Source organism: Flavonifractor sp. HCP28S3_F3 (assembly GCF_052065355.1).
Taxonomy (GTDB): domain Bacteria; phylum Bacillota; class Clostridia; order Oscillospirales; family Oscillospiraceae; genus Flavonifractor.
The window spans coordinates 1-21,792 of record NZ_JBQHUF010000010.1 but is presented as its reverse complement, the minus strand read 5'-3'; the positions used below and the strand labels follow the sequence as shown (position 1 = coordinate 21,792).

Genomic DNA, 21,792 nt, shown 5'->3' with positions numbered 1-21,792 from the left:
TTATACCGCCAGCAGCCCCGCAAATCAATGATGGGTTTGGAAAACCTTATGTCCCGGCTTCCTCACTCTCCCGCTTGTCGGCGTACTTGCGGAACACCTCATAAAGCTGCTGTTCCAGTTCCCGGCGTTTGGCTGCTTCCTGTTCCGGCGTGAACACCGGGGAGAGATTTTCCAGTGTGATTTCCTTTCCCTGAAAAGTCACGATTTCGATTTCCTTTTTGTATCTGATATTACTTATAAGATCACCTTTCCTTTCCATGCTGCCGCTGTTGCCGTTTCAGTTCCGCTAAAATCTCCGGCGGGATACGGTCAACCAGCCGCCGCATATCGTCCAGTTCGCTTTTTAACTTCGCCCGTTCCATCGTGTCATTCATCTTGCCTTTTTCGCTGGCCTTTGCCCTGACTTCCAGCTTTTCATTTTCCGCTAACAAGTCATTGATTGTGACCTTGTATTTTTTCAGTTGCCCGGAGAAGTTCTCCATCTGCGGAAACCACTTTTTCAGCATGGAGAGGGCTTCCTCTTTCTTCTTTCCGGCGTTCAGCGGGGTAATGCCGGAGAGAACCGCTTCAATGGCCCTCGCCTGTTTGGAGAGGTTGACCGCCTGTTTGAACAGCCGGGTGGGGATATGCTTCCGGCCCGTCTTGCTGGCGCTTTCCCCACGCTCCAGGTCGGGGTACTGCTCCACCATACAGGCGTGAAAATCGTCCTGCCACTTCGTCAGATTGGCCCGGTTGCCGATAATTTCTTTGGCGCACAGGCGGTTGTCCTTTGTCAGCGGCACAAAGACCAAGTGCAGATGGGGCGTTTTTTCATCCATGTGTACCATAGCCGAAACGATGTTCTCCCGGCCCACCCGGTCAATGAGGAAGTCCGCCGCCCTCTGGAAGTAGGCCGCTATCTCCTTTGGGGACTTGCCCTTGAAAAACTCCGGGCTGGCGGTAATCAGCGTGTCCACAAACCGAGTGCTGTCCTTGCGGGTGCGGCATCTGGCCTGCTCGATGCGGCTCTGAATGAAATGGTAGTAGCGGCCATCCGGCTTGACGATGTGGAAATTGTACTTGCTCCGGCTGGTGTCAATGTCCGGGTTGCTGGCGTACTGCTCCTTTTTCCGTTCATGGTGGGCTTCCAGCGGCCCCGCCGGGTGGCCCTTGTGCTTCTCAAATCGCAAAATTGCGTGTTGTGCCATTGAACTCCTTTCCCCATTCCATTCCTTTCCGGCGGGTTTTCCCGCCGAAAATATCTCTGATAGGATTGGAATGGAATGAATGTAAATAGATGGTTTTAATCTCTGTATTTCTATATACCGTCAGATTTCCGTACTTCAAGAGGATTGATTTTCGTACTCGCCAAGTACGGTTTTCAGCCCTCCGGCGTACCATAACCGGATTTCTTGAAGTCGGTGTTTGGAACCGCTTCATAGGATTTCGGGTAAATGCGGTTGGGTTTTCCACAGCCCTGTTTCTGGATTTCCACCAGCCCCGCATACTGCAACTCCCGCAGGGTGTTGACCGCTTTCTGCCGCCCGCAGCGGAGCAAAGCGACCACCTCGCAGATGGGGTAGTACAGGTAGACCCGCCCGTACTCGTCCGCCCAGCCGTTCTTCCGGGACAACTCCGCCCGGCGCAGGACAAAGGCATACAGCACCTTCGCTTCGTTGCTCAAGGGCTGGAATGTGGGTGCTTCAAAAAGGAAATTGGGGAGCCGGGTGAAACTGAACGCCTTTTCCGGCTGGTGAATATAAATCGTGTTTGTCATAGCGTGTTTTGTGGACGGTTAGAGGCCCGTTTTCCGGGGCGAATGATAAATGATACCAGCCGCCCCGGTTGAGGGCTTGCGGAGCCTTGCAAATCAAGGCTTTTCCCGCTCTTAACTGTCCACAGCAGACCTCCTTTTCCGTTCACTTTCTGTTTTCTGCCGCCTGTGAACTCTGGCGGCGCAGTCCGGGCAGTATTTGCCCCGGTTGGACTTCGGGACGAACACACCGCCGCACTCCGCACAGCGTTTCAAGTCCCTGTCCCGGTAAATCTCCGCTTCCAGCGTCCTGTCCAGCGGCAAGACCGCCCAGCGGAACCACTTGCAGCAGACGGAGAACGAAATCATCTGCGGACAGGCGCAGGTGTCGCCATCGTCCAGCGCAAGGCAGTTTCCGTCCTCGCAGTTGCAGCACTCCCGGCGTATCAGGCCGCTGGCTCGTCTCTTCTGGGGCGGGGTTATGCGGTAGGGGGAGCCGTCCGGCCTGTGTTCCAGCGGCGGCAGGTGTTGATAGGGTCTTTTGCTCATGCGTCCCTCCGTTTTCTTTGGCGTGTTCTGTTTCCAAGGTGCTTGTCCATCGATGAACTATCCCAAGTCTACACCTTTTTGACCGCCTGTGCCGTATATCCAAGAGGTAGGAAATCAGCCTGAAAAACTCCCTATTTCCACGCTCTCGGATTTGTGATATAATCAAAAAAAGGTAAAAGACAAATTCAGGTTTCTGGTCTTCTTGCACAAAATAAAGGAGGAGCTATTATGCAAATTGTTTATATTCCAAGCGAATCAATGTCTGTTCAAGGTAAAAAAGATGAAATCTATAAAAGATATGGGAAAGACTGGAATATTAGAGAACAGGGAGGAGGTAACGGAAATTGGTTGTTGACCAGAAAAAGTGATGTGCTTGTAGATGGAAAAAGTTATCGTACTTTTGTACTTGAACACTACGGTAAATCCAAGCTGACAGCGAAGCTTGTTGATAAATTTCGTGAAGATGTAGCAAATGGTAAAATAAAACTGTAAATGCCTATGCCGTTATGCTATGAGCATAGTACATAGCATAACGGCTTCTCTTTCGTTGAGCTAGCAAGGAGGGTGAATATGTCTTTATCCATACAAGAGCGATTAAAAGACCTACGTGTGGAGCGTGGCTTGACGCTGGGGCAGCTTGCGGAGCAGACCGGGCTTTCCAAGTCTGCGCTGGGCAGTTACGAAACGGAAGACTTCAAGGACATCAGCCACTATGCCCTTATCCGGCTGGCGAAGTTTTACGGTGTGACCGCTGATTATCTGCTGGGGCTGTCTGAAATGAAAAATCACCCAAACGCCGATCTTGCAGACCTGCGTTTGAGTGATGAAATGATTGACCTGCTGAAAAGCGGGAGGATAGACAATACCCTGCTGTGTGAGCTGGCGGCGCACCCGGATTTCCCCCGGCTGATGGCTGACCTTGAAATCTATGTGAACGGAACGGCACTGAAACAGGCGCAGGGTGCAAACGCCATAGTGGACACGATGAGCGCAACTGTTATAAAAAAGCATAATCCTGGCATGAGTGATACGCAGTTAAGACAGCTTATCACCGCCCATATTGATGAGGACGAGTTTTGCCGCTATGTGATACAACGGGACATAAACGGGATTGCCCTTGCTCTGCGGGAAACACACAAGGACGATTTTTTCAGCGTCCCAGAGGATAACCCGCTAAAAGAAATGCTGGAAACTGCTGGTGAAATCGTCAGCCAGGACAGCGACACGGAACAAGCGTACTTGGCGTTTATCTGCAAACGGCTCAAGCTGAATTTTAGGAAGCTGTCAGTAGAAGAACGGAAGTGGCTGAAAAAGATTGCGGAAAAATCCGACTTGCTGAAGAATCCAAAACCGCAGAGAGGACGAAGATAAAAAATGCCTGAACGGCGGTTCTGGTTTTTCAGAACCACCATCCAGGCATTTTGTTTAGTAATAGAAAAAGGTGCAGTTGATTATTGCGTATTGTCAATCTCTCTCAAACCGGGTAGTAAAAATACGGCAAGCGCAACGATGATAATGCCAATTCCGCAAATGACAAACCATTTCTCAACTCCCAGCCGCTCCGCCAGAGGCCCGGAAATGACAAGGCCAAACGGCATGGCGAGGGAAGCGGCGCTTGTCAGTAGAGAAAAAACTCTCCCCAGATATTCTGGTTTGACCGTTTCTTGAAAAATCGCATTTTGCACACCGTAAAATGGAGCGGAAATTCCCATAACAGTACAGCACACAACAAAGACAAGAAATGCGTCTGGCGGCAAAAGCCCGGAGAGCATATTGCTAACGCCCATCAGGAGAACGGAAAGACCGATGGTGTACCGCCGTTTCTTAAAACCGCCCCAAATGCTCAGAATGACTCCGCCAAGCAGCATACCAACCGCAAAAGCAATTTCAGCGGCAGAGGCATGGGCCGGTGTTCCTTTGAAGTATGACATACAGATGAGAGGAAAAAGCGTACTGATTGGCATATAAAAGAACATATAAATTACACCAATCCAGAGCAGAGCAAAGAGGCCCCTGTTTTGCTTTAATACCACATACCCCTCTTTCATATCCTGTAAAAACTGTTGTCTTTTCGTTTCTGGACATAGTTCAGGCGTTGGTATGGACGAAATCGCAACAGTCACACAGGCAAGGATTGCACCCACAATATCTAACAATATAATTGCATTAAGAGGCCAAACAGCATATAAAAACGCTGCGGCAGCTGGACTGATAATCGCACTTACTGCTTGCATGGTCTGCGTGTAACCAGCGCATTTTGTAAGTTCCTCTTTTGGCACAATCATAGGTGTTGCTGCGCTGAATGCTGGAGAATGAAAAGCAGTTCCCGCACTTCGGATTAACAGGACAACCATAATAGACCATACGGGCAATTCCATGTAAAACGCCACCAGCGCCAGAATACCGCCAGCGGCGGCAATTATCAAATCCGCACCAATCATTACGCTTTTACGGCTGTGCCGGTCAACAAAAGCACCTGCAAACGGGCCTAAACAGGCTTGCGGCAAAAATCCAATCAGTGTTGCCGCCGTCAATATGATTGCAGAATTAGTTTTCGCAACCAAATAAAAGATAATGGCCATTTGCAAAATACCGCTGCTAATAAAGGATATTGCTTGTCCGGCAAGAAGTGTAAAATAAGTTTTTCTCCATGAATTGTCGTTTTGGGTCATAATGCGAACCTCCTTTTTTATTGCATTGTTCCTTTGTTTCTGCAATAAAAAGCAGGCGTTGTCCCACAGAGAGGGCAGACGCCTGCATAACAACAAAGCACGAAAAAACACCACGATACAGTTCAAAGACTGCTCGTGTCAAACCTACGTGTTCCTTTGCATACGCACGCAAAAAAAGCCCACCATCATGTGGAAAGGTACTTCTACTTTTTATTGCTTATTAGCGTACACAAATTAACACACGTAAGCCTCCTTCCAATCTCAAACTGTCGCACAGTATAACACACATCCGATAGACTTGTCAACCATTTTTAACCTTGTTTTCCATCTTGTTTTTCCATCTCTTACGGGCAGTAGCAAAGCCAGGCGAGCCAGTCAACGGTCAAGATGAACGGCGCTTTCAGCGCCGCCGTTGACAGTCTCGCCCGTCTTTGCTAATGGGTAATCAAGGCGGGAAAGCCATTTTAGGGCTTTCCCGCCCATTTCAATTTTGGGAGAAGAAAGGCCCCAAAATGAACGAGTGCGGCCAAACACTTTTAGGGATTGGCCACCTTGTCCACCCATCCAGCGGGGCGGCGGGGAACGGTCAAGGCCGGGCGTCAGCCCATTCATTTCAGCCTTGACGGTTTCCTGCCGTCCTGCTACTTTTCCCGGAGTGTGGCCACACATCTGGTCACGGTGTCCAGAGCTTTGGGACTTTTTGTCCCATAGGCCGGGGGCGGAGGACGAGGGACGGGGGCTTTCATAATACGCCCTGTCTGCTGCTGAAATCAGCCCTTTGTTTCCGGCTTACCAGCCCCAAACAAAGCCCTGCTTTCCTGCCGCGTCAAATGCCCTTGCCCTCCCCGGCGGCAACGGTATTTTCAGGGCAACGCCGACAGAGCGTATAACACACTACACTTTGCTCCGCAAAGTCGTGTGCCAAATGGGGCGCTGCCCCCTTTGGAAACCCCCGCAACAAACAGGTGCTATGCACCCAGCCGGGAGCATAGCGCCGTTTGTTGTCAGCAGCCCGTTTCACGGTCTGCGTGTAGTTCCTTGTAAACTGACCTAAAGGACAGTTTAAACCAGATAAATAAAGCTACTGTCTATATTAACATCCGATCATTTTTAAGTCGCTGTGAGAAAGCTTTGGATATTATAAACATTACAGGTTATGCGTTGCTTTTTTTGTCACTCATTTTTTCTCCACACATTGTCTCTTTTTTATCGTCGATAAATTTAAATTGCATAACATTGTGGTCTTTAACCCTACTATATTTTAGTGTTGAGTTAAAATCACAGGTATGCGCAAAGGTATTTGATTTGTTAGTAAAATTTTATGAAGCCAGAGGGAAAAACATTCAATCAGAAGATAAAGAATCTTCTTAAAACATATTATAAGAAGTCCAGGAATTGTTACTCCTGGACTTCTTGTTTTTAAAAGTTGTTGATTATAGTCGATTTAGATTGTCGCGTAAAATATCAATACCCGTTCTGGAAATGGCGATATAATACCGTTGCGTTACCTGGATATTTCCGTGCCCCATCTGATTGCAGAGAAGGTGGGTAGGGGTATTCATTTCCGCCATCATGGTTCCGTAAGTATGCCGCAAGTAGTGGTATTTGAACATGATGTGATACTTATTTTTGAGTTCCCGCGAGTGATATTTCATGGAGTTTACCGTCTGGATTTTTCCATCTGGCAGACAATTTACAAGCTCCGTGGAAGAGATCTTCTTGCCGCCCAAGTCCTCTATGATACGCTGATTCTGTTCTCGCAGAGTGGCGTATTGCAGCATATCCTGTTCCCGCCGCGCTGCCAGTTCTTGAAAATACACTTTCAATTTATCGCACATGTAAATGGCGCGTTTGGCGTTTCGGGTTTTCAGCGGCACCAGTTTGATAAGACCGTTTTGGTATTGCATTTGCCGGTCAATCAAGATGGTTCCGTTGACCACATCGACATTTGACCATTTGAGGCCGTAACACTCATTGATACGCAGACCGCAATACCGCCCCAGCAAGTACGCCGTTTCCGCATTGGTTCCGTGGAAGTAATCATCCAACACGGCAAGGTCTTCCTTGCTGAACGCCACAATGTCCAGATCATCGTCCGTTTTCAGTTTGGGCATGTGGATTTTGGTATCCTTGTTGATACAGAGCTTGTTGTAAGAATCTACATCCAGGTAGTTCCGGGAATACGCCTGACCAAAGAGCAAATAGAACTGCTTTAAAAAGCTCTCTACATAGCGGTAGGAGAGGCCCTGCCCGCAATAAAGCTCCGTCAGATAGTCAACCACCTCCGCCGCGCTGACTTCATCTACAAAGCGGCTGCCGAACCGAGCGGAGAGGTGGTTCTTCCACAAACTGTCCTGCTTGCGGATGGTATTGTAGGCCCGATCACTACGGCCCGTATCACAGTATTCTTGATAGACCTCCTGAATAGTTTTCCGTACCGTGGGTTTGGGCTTGCGGGAATTCTGGGCGTTGTCAATGGCGACTTGACGCGCCCTGGTTGCCGCTCGCCGACTTTTGAATGGATTGCCGTTTTCGTCCTTGCTGACCTGTTTTGATACTCTCTTGCCGCTTTGCGTATAGGTATAGCGAAATGCCCACATGCCGCTTCCAAGCTGGAATACACTTGCGCTGTTTTCGGTTCCCATGTTTCTTGCCTCCCAAAGTGTGCAATTTTGGGTGCAAGTTCTGATGTATTCCAGCATGTGAAAAGTTGCACATGTGCAACTGATTTTGTGTGATTGAAAGGATTCCCGGCGCCGAACGGCGCAGCCGTTTGGCTACCTGGAGATGCGTGTGGACGCCGAGAACGGCGCTACCCAGGGCAAGACCGACCTGGCCAAGAAGGCCAAGGAGCTGAACCTGGACGCCATCCACGACACCGTCCACGAGATGGCTCGCGACGAGGCCCGCCACGGCAAGGCTTTCGAGGGCCTGCTGAAGCGTTACTTCGGCTAATCCAAATCGGGTCATCAAGTACATTTTGAGCGGGAATCGGGAAACCGGTTCCCGCTCTTTTTGCACTTATGCCGCCGAAGTGTGCAGCTTAAGAAAAATCATTCTTTGACAAGGGAGAATCGCTAGGGGTAAAATGGTGTGGAATGGGAGGAGAGTGCATGATTCGGCTTCAGCTATACGATGACAGCGGGCAATACCGGGAGAGCGAGCGGGGATGGGTCTATTCCACCCTGATGGCTATAGGTGGTTTTTACGGTGCGTTTACCTACAGCATCCGGGGCGGAGTGTTCTGCAACGCCCAGACCGCCAACTTCGTGCTCTTCGCCATGGCGGTAGGTGATGCCCACTGGAGTAAGGCGCTGTACTACCTGATTCCCATGACCGCCTATTTTCTGGGCGCATTTCTGACGGAGCTGGCCTTTACCTCTCCCAGGTGGAAGTTCCCTATCCATTGGGAGACGGCGCTGATCGCCATTGAGATGGGTATCGTGGTGGTGCTGGGCCTGATCCCGGAGAGCGCCCCCTATCAGATTTCCCAGGTCATCGTCAACTTTATGTGCTCCATGCAGTACAACACCTTCCGGGCCGCCCAGGGGATTCCCATGGCTACCACCTTCTGTACCAATCACCTGCGGCAGACGGGGATCGCCTGCTGCAAGGCCATCCGCAGCGGAGACAGGAAGGACAGAATGCGGATGTTCTGCCATCTGGAAATGATCGCGGTCTTTGTGGTGGGCGGGATCGTTGCCACCGTTCTGTGCCGCCGCTTCCAGGGCCGGGCCGTCTGGGCGGCCCTGCTCCCGCTGACGGTGCTGCTGGTATATCTGATCCGGGCAGATCTGGCCCAGGGCAAAGAGGCGGCCAACTGACACAATAAAAAAGAGCCTGCTGCGAGAAAACGCAGCAGGCTCTTTTTGTGTTGGCAGCAGGATAAAGGGTCAGGACTTGTGATGTTCCTTGCCGCTGTGGAGCAGACGCTCGTGGTCTTCCAACAGGGCCTGGGCGGCCAGGTCGAAGGCCTCGGCGTCCTCGTAGCGGTTGACCAGCTCGCTCTCCTGCAGGTCGCTGTAGTCCTTCTCCTTGCCGCGGTAGACCAGCTTGAGGAGAATGGGGGTCAGGATGGTGGTGGCGATGACCATCAGCACCACAGGCCCGAAAAACTCTTCTTTCATCAGACCGGCGGCGATACCGTTGTTGGCCACGATCAGGGCCACCTCACCACGGGAGATCATACCCACGCCGATGCGCAGGGAATCCTGGCCGGAGTAGCCGCACAGCTTGGCGCCCAGTCCGCAGCCGATGACCTTGGAGGCAACAGCCCAGATGATCAGCAGGATGGAGAAGAGGATGATGGCGCCGCTCATCTGGGGCAGCACCACCTTCAGGCCGATGCTGGCGAAGAAGACGGGGGAGAGGAGGGAGTAGGACAGGGTCTCGAACCGGTCCTGCAGGTAGGTCACCCGAGGAGTCTTGGCGAAGATCAGACCGGCGATGTAAGCGCCCGTGATATCGGCCACGCCGAACAGGGCTTCCGCCAGATAGGCGTACAGCAGGCAGAAGGCGAAGGAGATCACCACGAACCGGCGCTTGTCCCGGTCGTAGCGCTGGAACCACCACTCCACCACCCGGTGGAGGATGATCCACACCACGACGCTGACAGCGAAGAAGGCCACGATCTTCAGCAGCACCAGGAACACATTGGCGCCGGTGCCCGCCAGGCTGGTGATGATGGTGAGGGCTACGATGCCCAGCACATCGTCGATGATGGCGGCGCCCAGGATGGCGTTGCCCGAGCGGGTGGACAGCTTGCCGATCTCCTTCAGAGTCTCCACGGTGATGCTGACGGAGGTGGCGGTAAGTACCACGCCGATAAAGAAGTTCTGAAGCAGGGTGTCAGGTCCCTGATTGAAGAAGCTGGTGAGGAAGAAGCCGCCCACCAGCGGCACCAGTACGCCCACCAGGGCGATGATGAAGGCGGACCGTCCGGCCTTTTTCAGCTCGCCCAGGTCGGTCTCCAGACCGGCGTTGAACATCAGCACGATGACGCCCAGCTCGGCCAGCTGGTCCAGCAGTGTGGTCTCCTGTAGGATATTCAGCATGGCGGGACCCATGACCAGACCGGCCAGCAGAGCGCCCACCACCTGGGGGAGGGCGAACCGCTTGGTGAGGATGCCCAGCACCTTTGTGCTCAGCAGGATCAGCGCCAGTTCAAACAGATAGTGATAACTCATATTGAACACTCCTTTCGCGGGTATGGTAAAAGTGCACTATAGATAGTATTTTGATTTGGGCACAAAGTCAACGGTCAACCTGGATAGAAATTCATTGCGAAAACGAACAAAAATCCGGCAAAACAAAGGTGCCGGTGGGAATGGTCTCCTGGAATTTCCATAATCAGGCCGCTGTGGGAGACTCTTGACTTTTGCTATTTAAAGCGGTAAAATAAGCACCGTGAAAAATCCACACCACCCCCGGGGTATGGACCGGGGGAAAAGGGAGAGGGATCCATGGTAATTACGGAATTTCTGGAGCGCAACGCCCGACTGTACCGGGACGAGACGGCCCTGGTGGAGATCAACCCCTCGGAGGAGCGGGACCGGGCCGCTACCTGGCGGGAGTTTAGCCTCATTGAGCGCAGCCGCCCTGACGAGCCCTACCGCAGGGAGATGACCTGGGGGCAGTTTGACAAGAAGGCCAACCGTTTTGCCAACCTGCTGCTGAGCCGGGGGGTGAAGCGGGGCACCAAGGTGGGCATTCTGCTGATGAACTGCCTGGAGTGGCTGCCCATCTACTTCGGCATCCTGAAGGCGGGCTGCCTGGCGGTGCCTCTGAACTTCCGCTACTCCTCCGACGAGATCCAGTACTGCTTGGACCTGGCGGATGTGGAGGCCCTGGTCTTCGGTCCGGAGTTCATCGACCGGTTGGAGCCCATCCTGCCCGCCCTGAGCCGGGTGCGCCTGTGGTTCTATGTGGGCAACAAGATCCCTGCCTTTGCTGAGAGCTACCGGGAGCTGGTGATGTACTGCTCCTTTGAAAATCCGCCGGTCCATCTGGAGCTCAGCGATCTGGCGGCCATCTATTTCTCCTCCGGCACTACCGGCTTCCCAAAAGCCATCCTACATAACCACAAGGCTCTGCTGTCCGCCTGCCTCACTGAGCAGCATCACCACGGCCAGACCCATGAGGACGTGTTTTTGTGCATCCCGCCCCTGTACCATACCGGCGCCAAGATGCACTGGTTCGGCTCCCTGGCCACCGGCGGCAAGGCGGTGCTCCTGCGGGGCGTGTCCCCCAAATGGATCCTGCGGACGGTCACCGAGGAAAAGTGCACCATCGTCTGGCTGCTGGTACCCTGGGCCCAGGATATCCTGGACGCCATCGACAGCGGGACGGTGGATCTGAACGACTACCTGTTGGACCAGTGGCGGCTGATGCACATCGGCGCCCAGCCGGTGCCTCCCAGTCTGATCCACCGGTGGAAAAAGATCTTCCCCCACCACCTGTACGACACCAATTACGGCCTCTCCGAGTCCATCGGACCCGGCTGTGTCCACCTGGGTGTGGAAAACATTGAGAAGGTGGGCGCCATCGGCAAGCCGGGCTACCTGTGGCAGGCCAGAGTGGTGGACGAACAGGGAAACGAAGTGCCCCAGGGCCAGGTGGGCGAGCTCATCGTCAGCGGCCCCGGCGTCATGCAGTGCTACTACAAGAACCCGGAGGCCACCGCGGAGGTGCTGAAGGGAGACTGGCTGTACACCGGCGACATGGCGGAGGTGGACCCGGAGGGCTTCATCTACCTGGTGGACCGGAAGAAGGACGTGGTCATCTCCGGCGGCGAGAACCTGTACCCGGTGCAGATCGAGGACTTCCTCCGCCGGTTCGACAAGATCAAGGATGTGGCGGTCATCGGTCTGCCCGATTCCCGTCTGGGCGAGATCGCCGCCGCCATCGTGGAGGTAAAGGAGGGCGTGACCTGTACCCAGGAGGAGATCGACGCCTTCTGCAAGGAGCTGCCCCGATACAAACGGCCCCGGCGGGTCATTTTTGACAAGGTGCCCCGCAACCCAACCGGCAAGATCGAAAAGCCGGTGCTGCGGGAGAAGTACTGCCGCGGCCGCCTGGTGGAAGCCCAGATCACCCACTGAGAGGAGGGCGCCAAGTGACCGACCTGTGGATCAAGCTCTCCCTGCTGCTGGTGTTCTTCGCCGTGATGGTGGGCATCGGCCTCTACTGCCGTCGCCACGCCACCGATGTGGCAGGCTTTGTGCTGGGCGGCCGGTCGGTTGGCCCCTGGCTCACTGCCTTCGCTTACGGCACCAGCTACTTTTCCGCCGTGGTCTTTGTGGGCTACGCCGGACAGTTCGGTTGGCGCTTCGGCATCGCCTCCACCTGGGCGGGACTGGGTAACGCCTTTCTGGGCTCCCTGCTGGCCTGGGTGGTGCTGGGACGGCGCACCCGCATCATGTCCCAGCACCTGGACAGCGCCACCATGCCGGAGTTCTTCGGCCGCAGGTTCGGCAGCAGAAGGCTGAAGCTCACCGCCTCGGTGATCATCTTTATCTTCCTCATTCCCTACACTGCCAGCCTGTACAACGGCCTCTCCCGGCTGTTTGCCATGGCCTTTGACATCGACTACGCCGTGTGCGTCATTGTCATGGCGGTACTCACCGGCGTCTACGTCATCGCCGGAGGCTATATGGCCACCGCCATCAACGACTTTATCCAGGGCATCATCATGATCTTCGGCATCATCGCCGTCATCGCGGCGGTGCTGAACAGCCAGGGGGGCTTCCAGGCCGCGATGGACGGCCTGGCCCGGGTGAGCGACCCCGCCGTGTCCGACACCCCCGGCGTCTTCGCCTCCTTCTTCGGCCCCGACCTGGCCAGCCTGGCGGGCGTCGTGGTGCTCACCAGCCTGGGCACCTGGGGCCTGCCTCAGATGGTGCAGAAGTTCTACGCCATCAAGAGCGAAGACGCCATCACCCAGGGTACCATTATCTCCACCGTCTTTGCCCTCATTGTGGCGGGCGGCTGCTACTTCCTGGGCGGCTTCGGCCGGCTGTTCTCCACCCCGGAGGAAGTGGCGGCCAACGGATACGACTCCATCATCCCCACCATGCTCTCCGGCCTGCCTACCATCCTCATTGCGGTGGTGGTCATCCTGGTGCTCTCCGCCTCCATGTCCACCCTCAGCTCTCTGGTGCTGGCCTCCAGCTCCACCCTCACCCTGGATTTCATCAAGGGTACCATTATTAAGGATATGGAGGAGAAGCAGCAGGTGCGCTGGATGCGGTCCCTGGTGGTGGTGTTCATCGCCATCAGCGTGGTGCTGGCTATCATCCAGTACCGCTCCAACCTCACCTTCATCGCCCAGCTGATGGGCGTGTCCTGGGGCGCCCTGGCGGGCAGCTTCCTGGCCCCCTTCCTGTACGGGCTGTACTGGAAGCGCACCACCAAGGTGGCCTGCGTGTGCAGCTTCCTGTTCTCCACGGTGGTGATGCTGGCCAACATCTTCGTGGGGAGCGCCTTCCCCGCGGTTCTCCAGTCCCCCATCAACGCCGGCGCCTTCTGCATGGTGGCCGGACTGGTCATCGTGCCGGTGGTGAGCCTGCTCACGCCCGCCCCCAAGGCGGAGTGGGTGGAGGAGATCTTCGCCTGCTATCAGCGCACCGTCACCGTGGCGGTCACCGACTCCATCGGCCCCAGAAATGCCCTGGAGGAAACCGGAAAAACACGTTGACTTTATTGTAAGAAAGTGATAAAGTAAAACCGTTCAAAGTTTTGCGAGAACGGAACCAGGTAGAGGCCGTTTCGCCGGAATTCTTCGTCCTCTGCATGTGCGTGCAGAGGACGTTTTTTTATCTTCCCGGCCTCTGAAAAGGAGAGATGCACCATGAAAACCCTGATGCTCGGCAACGAAGCCGTGGCCCGGGGCCTCTATGAGGCGGGCTGCGCCGTCGTTTCCAGCTATCCCGGCACCCCCAGCACCGAGATCACCGAGGCCGCGGCCAAGTACCAGGAGATCTACGCCGAGTGGGCTCCCAACGAGAAGGTGGCCATGGAGACCGCCTTCGGCGCCAGCCTGGCGGGGAAGCGGTCCTTCTGCGGCATGAAGCACGTGGGTCTCAACGTGGCCGCCGATCCTCTGTTTACCATCGCCTACACCGGCGTCAACGCCGGCATGATCATCGGCGTGGCTGACGACGCGGGGATGCACTCCTCTCAGAATGAGCAGGACTCCCGCCACTACGCCCAGGCCGCCAAGCTGCCCATGCTGGAGCCCGCCGACTCCGCCGAGGCCCTGGCCTTCACCAAGCTGGCCTATGAGCTGTCCGAGCGGTTTGATACCCCGGTGCTGCTGAAGATGTGCACTCGGGTCTCCCACTCCCAGAGCGTGGTGGAGACCGGCGAGCGGGTGGAGCCCGCCCCGGTGCCCTACGAGAAGAAGGCTGCCAAGTACATTATGATGCCCGGCTACGCCAAGCTACGCCACCCGGTGGTGGAGGAGCGCATGGCGGCTCTGGCGGAATACGCCGAGACCTCTCCCCTGAACCGGGTGGAGGAGGGCTCCGACCACAAGATCGGCATCATCACCTCCTCCACCAGCTACCAGTATGTGAAGGAGGTCTGCGGCGACAAGTACCCGGTGCTCAAGCTGGGTATGATCTGGCCCATGCCGGACAAGAAGATCAAGGAATTCGCCGCCTCTGTGGACCTGCTGACGGTGGTGGAGGAGCTGGACGGCTTCATTGAGGACCACTGCCGCGCCCTGGGCCTGGCCCTGGCGGGGAAGGACTACTTCTCTCCCATCGGAGAGCTGAGCCAGAACCTGGTGGCCGAAAAGCTGGGCGTGGTGCCCGATTCCGGCAAGGCCCTGGAGGAGAATATTCCCGCCCGGCCTCCGGTGATGTGTGCCGGCTGTCCTCACCGCGGCTTGTTCTATACCTTAAATAAGCTGAAGCTCACCGTGCTGGGCGACATCGGCTGCTATACCTTGGGAGCGGTGGCTCCCCTCAGCGCCATCGACTCCACCATCTGCATGGGCGCTTCGGTGTCCGGCCTCCACGGCTTCCTGAAGGCCAGCGGCGGAGAGATGGACGGGAAGACCGTGGCGGTCATCGGCGACTCCACCTTTATGCACTCCGGCATCACCGGACTGGTGAATATCGCCTACAACGAGTCCAACGCCACTGTCATCATTCTGGATAACTCCATCACCGGCATGACCGGTCACCAGCAGAACCCCACCACCGGCTTTAACCTGAAGGGGGATCCCTGCACCAAAATCGACCTGGAGAGCCTGTGCAAGGCAGTGGGCATCCGCCGGGTGCGGGTGGTGGATCCCTACGACCTGGCCCAGTGCGAGAGCGTCATCAAGGAGGAGCTGGCGGCTCCCGAGGCGTCGGTGGTTATCTCCCGCCGTCCCTGCGCCCTTCTGAAGTACGTCAAACACAAGGCGCCTCTCACGGTGGATACCTCCAAGTGTGTGGGCTGCAAGGCCTGCATGAAGATTGGCTGCCCCGCCATTTCCGTCCGGGACGGCAAGGCCGGGGTGGACGCCACCCTGTGCGTGGGCTGCGGTGTGTGCGAGCAGCTGTGTAAATTCGACGCCCTCCAGGCAACCGAGGAGGTGTAAGGCATGCAGACGAAAAATATCATGATCGTAGGCGTGGGCGGCCAGGGCACCCTGCTGGCCAGCAAGCTGCTGGGCCGTCTGCTGCTGGATCAGGGCTATGACGTAAAGGTGTCCGAGGTCCACGGCATGAGCCAGCGGGGCGGCAGTGTGGTCACCTACATCCGCTACGGCGACAAGGTGTATTCTCCCGTCATCGACAAGGGTGAGGCCGACTTCATCGTCTCCTTTGAGCTGCTGGAGGCCGCCCGTTGGCTGGAGTATCTCCGTCCCGACGGCCGGATCATCACCAACACCCAGCAGACCAACCCCATGCCGGTCATCACCGGCGCGGCGGAGTATCCCCAGAACCTGGTGGAGAAAATGACTGCCGCCGGGGCAAAGGTGGACGCCATGGACGCCCTGGCTCTGGCCGAGGAGGCCGGAAGCAGCAAGGCGGTGAATCTGGTGCTGATGGGACGGCTCTCCCGGTACTTCGACCTGCCGGAAGAGGTGTGGCAGAAGGCCATCACCAACAGCGTGCCGGAGAAGTTTTTGGAGCTGAACCGAACCGCCTTCCACCTGGGCAGAAATTCCTAAGGCACAAGGAGAGAGAGCAAGCATGGAGCGTTACTATCAGAAGGAAATCGAGTGCGCCAGCCGGGAGCAGATCCGCGCCTGGCAGGACGAGCGCCTGGTGAAGCAGGTACATAACGTGTGGGACAACGTGCCCTACTACCGCAAGAAGATGGAGGAGAAGGGCCTCACCCCCGAGGACATCAAGGGTGTGGACGACCTGCACAAGCTGCCCTTCGTCACCAAGGACGATCTGCGGCAGGCCTACCCCTACGGCCTGCTGGCCCGGCCCCTGAAGGACTGCGTCCGCATCCAGTCCACCTCCGGCACCACCGGCAAGCGGGTGGTGGCCTTCTATACCCAGCACGACATCGACCTGTGGGAGGACTGCTGCGCCCGTGCCATCATGGCCGCAGGCGGCACCAATGAGGACGTGTGCCAGGTGTCCTACGGCTACGGCCTATTCACCGGCGGCCCCGGCCTCAACGGCGGCTCCCACAAGGTGGGCTGCCTCACCATCCCCACCTCCTCCGGCAACACCGAGCGGCAGATCATGTTCATCCGTGACCTGAACGCCACCATCCTGTGCTGCACCCCCTCCTATGCCGCCTACCTGGCGGAGAGCATGAAGGAGATGGGCCTCACCCCCGACCAGATCCCCCTGAAGGCGGGCATCTTCGGCGCCGAGGCCTGGAGCCAGGAGATGCGGAAAAACATTGAGGAGACCCTGGGCATCAAGGCCTACGACATCTACGGTCTCACCGAGCTGTCCGGCCCCGGCGTGTCCTTCGAGTGCTCCGCTCAGACCGGCATGCATATCAACGAGGACCACTTTATCGCCGAGATCATCGACCCCAACACCGGAGAGGTGCTCCCCGAGGGATCCAAGGGCGAGCTGGTGTTCACCTCCATCACCAAGGAGGCATTCCCCCTGCTGCGCTACCGCACCCGGGATATCTGTGTGCTCCACCACGAGGACTGCCCCTGCGGCCGTACCCACGTGAAGATGAGCAAGCCCATGGGCCGCAGCGACGACATGCTCATCATCAAGGGCGTCAACGTCTTCCCGTCCCAGATCGAGACGGTGCTGCTGGGCCAGAGCTTCGCCCCCAACTATCAGATCATCGTGGACCGTGTCAACAACACCGACACCATGGAGGTGCTGGTGGAGATGACCCCGGAGATGTTCTCCGACCAGCTGAGCCAGGTGGCCGAGAAGGAGAAGCAGGTGGTGGCTGCCCTGAAGGCCATGCTGGGCATCTACGCCAAGGTGCGCCTGGTGGCGCCCAAGTCCATCACCCGCTCCGAGGGCAAGGCGGTCCGGGTCATCGACAAGCGGAAGATTTAAGGGAGGAGCGAGACTATGACCATCCAACAGATTTCCGTGTTCCTGGAAAACCGTGCCGGTCAGCTGGCGGAGATCACCACCATCCTGGCCGACCATCAGGTCAATATGCGGGCCCTCCATATCGCCGAGACCAGCGACTACGGCGTGCTGCGCATGATCGTGGACCGGCCCCAGAAGGCGGCGTCCCTGCTGCTGGAGCACGGCTTCATCCTGTCCATGACCCCCGTGCTGGCGGTGACCGTGCCCGACGAGCCCGGCGCCCTGGGGAAGATCCTTACCCTGCTGGCCAAAGAGAATATCGACGTGGAGTACGTCTACTCCGTGTTCGGCCAGGTTCAGGGCCGGGCCTGCATGATCTTCCGGGTGGCCGACCTGGACAAGCTGGCCAATCTGCTGAAGGACAACGGCATGCCTCCCGCCCTCCATGGCGAGCTGGGCATCCAAGACGAACAGAAATGAGGGAATAAGCTATGCAGCCCATGAGCAGCAAGACCCAGTATTTTACCGACTCCGTCATCCGCCGGATGACCCGTATCGCTATCGCCAACAACGCCATCAACCTGGCCCAGGGCTTCCCTGACTTCGATCCCCCCAAGGCCCTGCTGGACCGGCTGGCTCAGGTGAGCTACGAGGGACCCCATCAGTACCCCATCACCATGGGCGCCCCCAACTTCCGCCGCGCCCTGTCCAAGAAGTGCAAGCGCTTCATGGGCCGGGACGTGGACCCGGAGACCGAGATGGTGGTGACCATCGGCTCCACCGAGGCCATGGTGGACTCCATCTTCGCCCTCACCAACCCCGGGGACAAGGTGGTGCTGTTCTCCCCCTACTTTGAGAACTACCACGCCCAGATCCTCTTTGCCGACTGTGAGCCCATCTATGTGCCTCTGGTGCCCCCTCAGTTCAACTTCGATCCCAACGTGCTGGAGGACGCCTTCAAGCAGCATCCCAAGGCCATTCTGATCTGCAACCCCTCCAACCCCAGCGGCAAGGTGTTCACCGAGGCGGAGCTGAAGCTCATCGCCGAGCTGTGCGTGAAGTACGACGTGTACGCCATCATGGACGAGGTGTACGAGCACATCGTCTACGCCCCCCACAAGCACCTCTACATGTGCAACATGCCCGGCATGTGGGAGCGGACCATCTCCTGCTCCTCCCTGTCCAAGACCTACTCCATCACCGGCTGGCGCATCGGCTACGCCATCGCGCCCCAGCCCATCATGGACAAGATCAAGCAGTACCACGACTTCAATACCGTGGGCGCTCCCTCGCCCCTGATGGAGGCCGCCGTGGCCGGTCTGGAGATGCCGGACAGCTACTATGAGGAGTTCGGGGCCCACTACGCCCATATGAAGCAGCTGTTCACCGACGGCCTGCGGAACATCGGCATTCCCTTCACCGATCCCCAGGGCACCTATTTCGTCCTGGCGGATATCGGCCCCTATATGAAGAAGGGCCAGACCGATGTGGAGTTCTGTGAGGAGATGACCCGCAAGGTGGGCGTCTCCGCCGTGCCCGGCACCTCCTTCTTCAAGGAGAACGTGCAGAACATCGTCCGCCTCCACTTCGCCAAGAAGGACGAGACCCTTCTGGAGGCGCTGAACCGTCTGGCGGATATCAAGAATAAAATGGCGTAAAAAAGCGGGAGCCCATTGGGCTCCCGCTTTCATGATTAGGAAGAGGTGTTGTCGGACGCCAGAGCTAAAATGCGCTGTGGGAACTGATCCGCCATGATGGGGCCTGTGCTTCCGGATACAGTCCGGATGGCGTCAGCTATGTCGGTAAACAGTGCTGCCAAACTCTCGTGAGACAGACCGGGCGGCTCAGGATCTTCAATCTTTATGATGTAGAAGACTGACTGCTCATCGCCGGGCTCAAGCTGCCAATAGAATCCCACTGTAGGTGCCACCGCTCCTGCTGCAGCACCATATCCCAATTCACATTGCTCCGCGCCTCTGGACAGAATGTCGCCGGCCGGGGAAAAGAAGGCCTCTGAATACGCAGAAACCGGCAGAGTGACTTCCGTAGCCTGCGCCAGGCTGATGCATTCAGCCAAACTGCTCATAAGTGATTCAAATTGAAACTGCGTCAATTCTATTTCGTATGCCTGGAATACAGCTGCGGCCTTCTCGGCAAGCTGTGTTCCGCCCAGCGTGCCGATCATAGCGCACAGCTCTTCTGTTTGTGTGTTTGCCATCAGTAGCTCCTCTCCATTGCGCCGAATATGGCGGTATCCACGTAATCCGCTGTCACGCCATTTGCCAGCATTGTGTTGAACTCCTCCTCAGTTCCGGTGTAGCCGCCTTCCACCGCAGCCTGGTAGGCGGAAAACTCCGGTAAGGGAAGAGCGGAATCCTGATACGTGTTTGTCTCGGAATCCCACAGCGCCCAAAAACCGTTTTTACCGGGGATGGGAGGATGGCGGCTGATGTCTTGAAGCTGCTCCAGCGCCTGGGAGAAGGCTGTCGGCAAGACCGGCCACTGGGTATCGCCGGACAGACTGGGCGGAACAAAGAGCTGAAGCACGTTGGTGTGCCGTGTCTGGCTGTCTTTGGCAGCTCGCAGCTGGATGTGGTAGATACCGGATGAAGCCAGCATTTCTTTGGTCAACGGGACTGAAAGCATCCCGTTTTTGAGGGAAAGGTCAATCACATTCAAATGGTCTCCAGCCTGCACCAGCAGTTCCCAGGTCCAGCCCTCCGGAATATCGCCTGCCACGGTAAAGTCCGTGGTCAGGTTGTCGTACTGCCGGGGCGGTGCAATGCCTGCGCCGGTGATAACCCAATTATCAAATCGAATCACGCGGTATGCTCCTTTCGTTCTGTTTTTTGAGTCTCGCTCTATAATTGGGGCGTCACCTGCTAAAAGTTGTATGAACAGATACACCAGTGGGATTCTGCTGTGTGTGCCGAAAGAAAAAAGAGCATGGGAGTGGTCTCCCATGCTCTTTATTATCACAGCGCGGTCAAATCGTAGGGGGTGGTCTGGTACACGTAGTAATTCAGCCAGTTGGTGTAGAGCAGCTGGCCTGCGCTTCTCCAGCGCACCACCGGCACCTTTGTGGGATCGTCGCCGGGGAAGTAGTTGGCAGGCACCGCGATGTCCAGCCCCTTGTCCACATCCCGCCAGTACTCCCGGGCCAGAGTGTCCGGGTCATACTCCGGATGACCCATAACAAAGAACTGGCGGCTGTCTTCGGTCTTAACCGCGTACACTCCGGCTTCGGAGGAGACCGCGATCAGTTCCAAACCGGGTGACCTGCGGATATCCTCTTCCCACACCTCGGTATAGCGGGAATGGGGAGCGTAGAACACATCATCGAAGCCGCGGAACAGGGGAGAGTTGGGCTTCAGCACCCGGTGCTCATAAACGCCGAACAGCTTTTTGGGCAGGGAGCGCTTCTCAATGCCGTGGTGGAAGTAGAGCCCGGCCTGGGCGCCCCAGCAGATATGCAGCGTAGAGTGGACGTGTGTCCGGCTCCAGGTCATGATCTCGCACAGCTCCGGCCAGTACTCCACCTGGTCAAACTCCAGGTTCTCCACAGGAGCGCCGGTGATGATCATTCCGTCAAAGTTCCTGTCCTTGATCTGGTCAAAGGTGGTGTAGAAGGAGGCAAGGTGATCTTCATCGGTGTGCTGAGACTGATAGCTGGCGGTGCGGAGCAGTTCCACTTCGATCTGCACCGGTGTATTGGACAGCTTGCGCAGGATCTGGGTCTCAGTCACGATTTTGGTGGGCATCAGATTCAGAATCAGAACGTTCAGCGGGCGGATGTCCTGGTGCATTGCCCGGTATTCGGTCATAACAAAGATGTTTTCGCTCTCCAGAACGGCGGTAGCCGGTAAGGAGTCCGGTATTTTGATAGGCATGGCTGCACTTCCTTATAAATAGGGTAATCACCCTCTTAGAGTAACATATTTTGGCTTCAGCCGCAACCGGCGAATAAAAAGCAAAAAACTGAAAAAAGGTGTTGACAAAAGGCGAAGCAGGTGGTATTCTATCTGAACGCCTTGCGAGAGGGCACTGAAAACTGAAGAAATTTGGAAGAGACCGAGGCAGAACCTGGACGGACTTCTGAAAGAAATCAGAAAAAAGTGCTTGACAAACTCGAGAGCGCGTGGTAAACTAAATGAGTTCGCGTCGGAAGACATGAACGAGCTTGAAAAGTTCTTAAATCGAGCGGCTCGGAGCTAGAAAGCTCCGAAAAAACTTGAAAAAAGTTCTTGACAAGCGAAAACGAAAGTGCTAAAATAAATAGCACGTCAGCCCGAACGGCTGGCAAGAGCGTGTACCTTGTAAATTAAACAACGTGAGAGAAACACGAAGCACCAGAAAGGACGAGAAGTCC

The 21,792-nt window shown here is 56.2% G+C and carries 20 protein-coding genes and 1 pseudogene; 11 read left to right on the top strand and 10 right to left on the bottom strand.

The window, feature by feature from the left end; translation table 11 throughout:
• Positions 1-46: 46 nt before the first annotated feature.
• The 4 genes from ACTNB1_RS09870 to ACTNB1_RS09855 form a co-directional block, all read right to left on the bottom strand.
• Positions 47-238 carry a hypothetical protein gene (locus tag ACTNB1_RS09870; RefSeq protein ID WP_321118048.1) on the bottom strand — a complete coding sequence of 64 codons (192 nt, stop codon included), beginning with the start codon at positions 236-238 and terminating at the stop codon, positions 47-49.
• Between the two features lie 4 nt (positions 239-242).
• Positions 243-1,187 (bottom strand): MobV family relaxase, encoded by a 945-nt coding sequence (mobV, locus tag ACTNB1_RS09865; protein ID WP_002575862.1) that lies wholly within the window; start codon positions 1,185-1,187, stop codon positions 243-245.
• Between the two features lie 173 nt (positions 1,188-1,360).
• Positions 1,361-1,756, bottom strand: coding sequence for a replication initiator protein A (locus ACTNB1_RS09860; RefSeq protein WP_002575861.1), 396 nt, complete (start codon positions 1,754-1,756; stop codon positions 1,361-1,363).
• 111 nt (positions 1,757-1,867) lie between these two features.
• Complete coding sequence (locus ACTNB1_RS09855; RefSeq protein ID WP_002575860.1) at positions 1,868-2,281, bottom strand: cysteine-rich VLP domain-containing protein; 414 nt, start codon at positions 2,279-2,281, stop codon at positions 1,868-1,870.
• A gap of 228 nt (positions 2,282-2,509) precedes the next feature.
• Here ACTNB1_RS09855 and ACTNB1_RS09850 point away from each other — a divergent pair, with 228 nt between their 5' ends.
• On the top strand, positions 2,510-2,773 hold the full coding sequence (locus tag ACTNB1_RS09850) for a hypothetical protein (protein ID WP_002575859.1): 264 nt from the start codon (positions 2,510-2,512) through the stop codon (positions 2,771-2,773).
• A gap of 78 nt (positions 2,774-2,851) precedes the next feature.
• Positions 2,852-3,652, top strand: a complete 801-nt coding sequence (locus ACTNB1_RS09845; protein WP_002575858.1) for a helix-turn-helix domain-containing protein — start codon at positions 2,852-2,854, stop codon at positions 3,650-3,652.
• Between the two features lie 80 nt (positions 3,653-3,732).
• Here ACTNB1_RS09845 and ACTNB1_RS09840 read toward each other — a convergent pair whose 3' ends face one another.
• Positions 3,733-4,953, bottom strand: coding sequence for an MFS transporter (locus tag ACTNB1_RS09840; protein ID WP_441169137.1), 1,221 nt, complete (start codon positions 4,951-4,953; stop codon positions 3,733-3,735).
• Between the two features lie 1,433 nt (positions 4,954-6,386).
• Positions 6,387-7,598 (bottom strand): tyrosine-type recombinase/integrase, encoded by a 1,212-nt coding sequence (locus ACTNB1_RS09835; RefSeq protein WP_441169136.1) that lies wholly within the window; start codon positions 7,596-7,598, stop codon positions 6,387-6,389.
• Positions 7,599-7,734: 136 nt separating this feature from the next.
• On the opposite strand from ACTNB1_RS09835, the pseudogene ACTNB1_RS09830 reads away from it, so the two are divergent.
• Positions 7,735-7,908 (top strand): annotated as a pseudogene (locus ACTNB1_RS09830) (NADH peroxidase); the annotation flags it as partial.
• Between the two features lie 158 nt (positions 7,909-8,066).
• Positions 8,067-8,777, top strand: coding sequence for a YoaK family protein (locus tag ACTNB1_RS09825; protein WP_441169135.1), 711 nt, complete (start codon positions 8,067-8,069; stop codon positions 8,775-8,777).
• Positions 8,778-8,846: 69 nt separating this feature from the next.
• Here ACTNB1_RS09825 and ACTNB1_RS09820 read toward each other — a convergent pair whose 3' ends face one another.
• Positions 8,847-10,139 carry a cation:proton antiporter gene (locus ACTNB1_RS09820; protein WP_441169133.1) on the bottom strand — a complete coding sequence of 431 codons (1,293 nt, stop codon included), beginning with the start codon at positions 10,137-10,139 and terminating at the stop codon, positions 8,847-8,849.
• 276 nt (positions 10,140-10,415) lie between these two features.
• On the opposite strand from ACTNB1_RS09820, the gene ACTNB1_RS09815 reads away from it, so the two are divergent.
• The 7 genes from ACTNB1_RS09815 to ACTNB1_RS09785 all read left to right on the top strand — a co-directional run bounded on the left by ACTNB1_RS09815 (position 10,416) and on the right by ACTNB1_RS09785 (position 19,081).
• Entirely contained in the window at positions 10,416-12,053 is a 1,638-nt protein-coding gene (locus ACTNB1_RS09815; protein ID WP_441169131.1) for a class I adenylate-forming enzyme family protein, read from the top strand.
• Between the two features lie 23 nt (positions 12,054-12,076).
• Positions 12,077-13,648, top strand: a complete 1,572-nt coding sequence (locus ACTNB1_RS09810; RefSeq protein ID WP_441169259.1) for a sodium:solute symporter family protein — start codon at positions 12,077-12,079, stop codon at positions 13,646-13,648.
• 153 nt (positions 13,649-13,801) lie between these two features.
• Positions 13,802-15,544: an indolepyruvate ferredoxin oxidoreductase subunit alpha gene (gene iorA / locus ACTNB1_RS09805; RefSeq protein ID WP_441169130.1), complete on the top strand. Its 1,743-nt coding sequence runs from the start codon at positions 13,802-13,804 to the stop codon at positions 15,542-15,544.
• A 3-nt stretch (positions 15,545-15,547) separates the two neighbouring features.
• Positions 15,548-16,120 (top strand): indolepyruvate oxidoreductase subunit beta, encoded by a 573-nt coding sequence (locus ACTNB1_RS09800; RefSeq protein WP_441169129.1) that lies wholly within the window; start codon positions 15,548-15,550, stop codon positions 16,118-16,120.
• A 22-nt stretch (positions 16,121-16,142) separates the two neighbouring features.
• Entirely contained in the window at positions 16,143-17,444 is a 1,302-nt protein-coding gene (locus tag ACTNB1_RS09795) for a phenylacetate--CoA ligase family protein (protein ID WP_441169127.1), read from the top strand.
• Between the two features lie 15 nt (positions 17,445-17,459).
• On the top strand, positions 17,460-17,903 hold the full coding sequence (locus ACTNB1_RS09790; RefSeq protein WP_441169126.1) for an ACT domain-containing protein: 444 nt from the start codon (positions 17,460-17,462) through the stop codon (positions 17,901-17,903).
• Between the two features lie 11 nt (positions 17,904-17,914).
• Positions 17,915-19,081: a pyridoxal phosphate-dependent aminotransferase gene (locus ACTNB1_RS09785; RefSeq protein ID WP_441169125.1), complete on the top strand. Its 1,167-nt coding sequence runs from the start codon at positions 17,915-17,917 to the stop codon at positions 19,079-19,081.
• 35 nt (positions 19,082-19,116) lie between these two features.
• Here ACTNB1_RS09785 and ACTNB1_RS09780 read toward each other — a convergent pair whose 3' ends face one another.
• From ACTNB1_RS09780 to metA, 3 genes are all read right to left on the bottom strand, one after another.
• Positions 19,117-19,641 carry a hypothetical protein gene (locus tag ACTNB1_RS09780; RefSeq protein ID WP_441169124.1) on the bottom strand — a complete coding sequence of 175 codons (525 nt, stop codon included), beginning with the start codon at positions 19,639-19,641 and terminating at the stop codon, positions 19,117-19,119.
• Positions 19,641-20,246: a hypothetical protein gene (locus ACTNB1_RS09775; protein ID WP_441169122.1), complete on the bottom strand. Its 606-nt coding sequence runs from the start codon at positions 20,244-20,246 to the stop codon at positions 19,641-19,643. Before ACTNB1_RS09775 ends, ACTNB1_RS09780 begins: the two co-directional genes overlap by 1 nt.
• Before the next feature lie 152 nt (positions 20,247-20,398).
• Positions 20,399-21,313 (bottom strand): homoserine O-acetyltransferase MetA, encoded by a 915-nt coding sequence (gene metA / locus ACTNB1_RS09770; protein WP_441169121.1) that lies wholly within the window; start codon positions 21,311-21,313, stop codon positions 20,399-20,401.
• Positions 21,314-21,792 lie beyond the last annotated feature (479 nt).

What these genes read in the sequence shown, in the direction of transcription:
- mobV (WP_002575862.1), bottom strand. Translation starts at nt 1,187, where the DNA reads ATGGCACAACACGCAATTTTGCGATTTGAGAAGCACAAGGGCCACCCG.
- ACTNB1_RS09860 (WP_002575861.1), bottom strand. Translation starts at nt 1,756, where the DNA reads ATGACAAACACGATTTATATTCACCAGCCGGAAAAGGCGTTCAGTTTC.
- ACTNB1_RS09855 (WP_002575860.1), bottom strand. Translation starts at nt 2,281, where the DNA reads ATGAGCAAAAGACCCTATCAACACCTGCCGCCGCTGGAACACAGGCCG.
- ACTNB1_RS09850 (WP_002575859.1), top strand. Translation starts at nt 2,510, where the DNA reads ATGCAAATTGTTTATATTCCAAGCGAATCAATGTCTGTTCAAGGTAAA.
- ACTNB1_RS09845 (WP_002575858.1), top strand. Translation starts at nt 2,852, where the DNA reads ATGTCTTTATCCATACAAGAGCGATTAAAAGACCTACGTGTGGAGCGT.
- ACTNB1_RS09840 (WP_441169137.1), bottom strand. Translation starts at nt 4,953, where the DNA reads ATGACCCAAAACGACAATTCATGGAGAAAAACTTATTTTACACTTCTT.
- ACTNB1_RS09835 (WP_441169136.1), bottom strand. Translation starts at nt 7,598, where the DNA reads ATGGGAACCGAAAACAGCGCAAGTGTATTCCAGCTTGGAAGCGGCATG.
- ACTNB1_RS09825 (WP_441169135.1), top strand. Translation starts at nt 8,067, where the DNA reads ATGATTCGGCTTCAGCTATACGATGACAGCGGGCAATACCGGGAGAGC.
- ACTNB1_RS09820 (WP_441169133.1), bottom strand. Translation starts at nt 10,139, where the DNA reads ATGAGTTATCACTATCTGTTTGAACTGGCGCTGATCCTGCTGAGCACA.
- ACTNB1_RS09815 (WP_441169131.1), top strand. Translation starts at nt 10,416, where the DNA reads ATGGTAATTACGGAATTTCTGGAGCGCAACGCCCGACTGTACCGGGAC.
- iorA (WP_441169130.1), top strand. Translation starts at nt 13,802, where the DNA reads ATGAAAACCCTGATGCTCGGCAACGAAGCCGTGGCCCGGGGCCTCTAT.
- ACTNB1_RS09800 (WP_441169129.1), top strand. Translation starts at nt 15,548, where the DNA reads ATGCAGACGAAAAATATCATGATCGTAGGCGTGGGCGGCCAGGGCACC.
- ACTNB1_RS09795 (WP_441169127.1), top strand. Translation starts at nt 16,143, where the DNA reads ATGGAGCGTTACTATCAGAAGGAAATCGAGTGCGCCAGCCGGGAGCAG.
- ACTNB1_RS09790 (WP_441169126.1), top strand. Translation starts at nt 17,460, where the DNA reads ATGACCATCCAACAGATTTCCGTGTTCCTGGAAAACCGTGCCGGTCAG.
- ACTNB1_RS09785 (WP_441169125.1), top strand. Translation starts at nt 17,915, where the DNA reads ATGCAGCCCATGAGCAGCAAGACCCAGTATTTTACCGACTCCGTCATC.
- ACTNB1_RS09780 (WP_441169124.1), bottom strand. Translation starts at nt 19,641, where the DNA reads ATGGCAAACACACAAACAGAAGAGCTGTGCGCTATGATCGGCACGCTG.
- metA (WP_441169121.1), bottom strand. Translation starts at nt 21,313, where the DNA reads ATGCCTATCAAAATACCGGACTCCTTACCGGCTACCGCCGTTCTGGAG.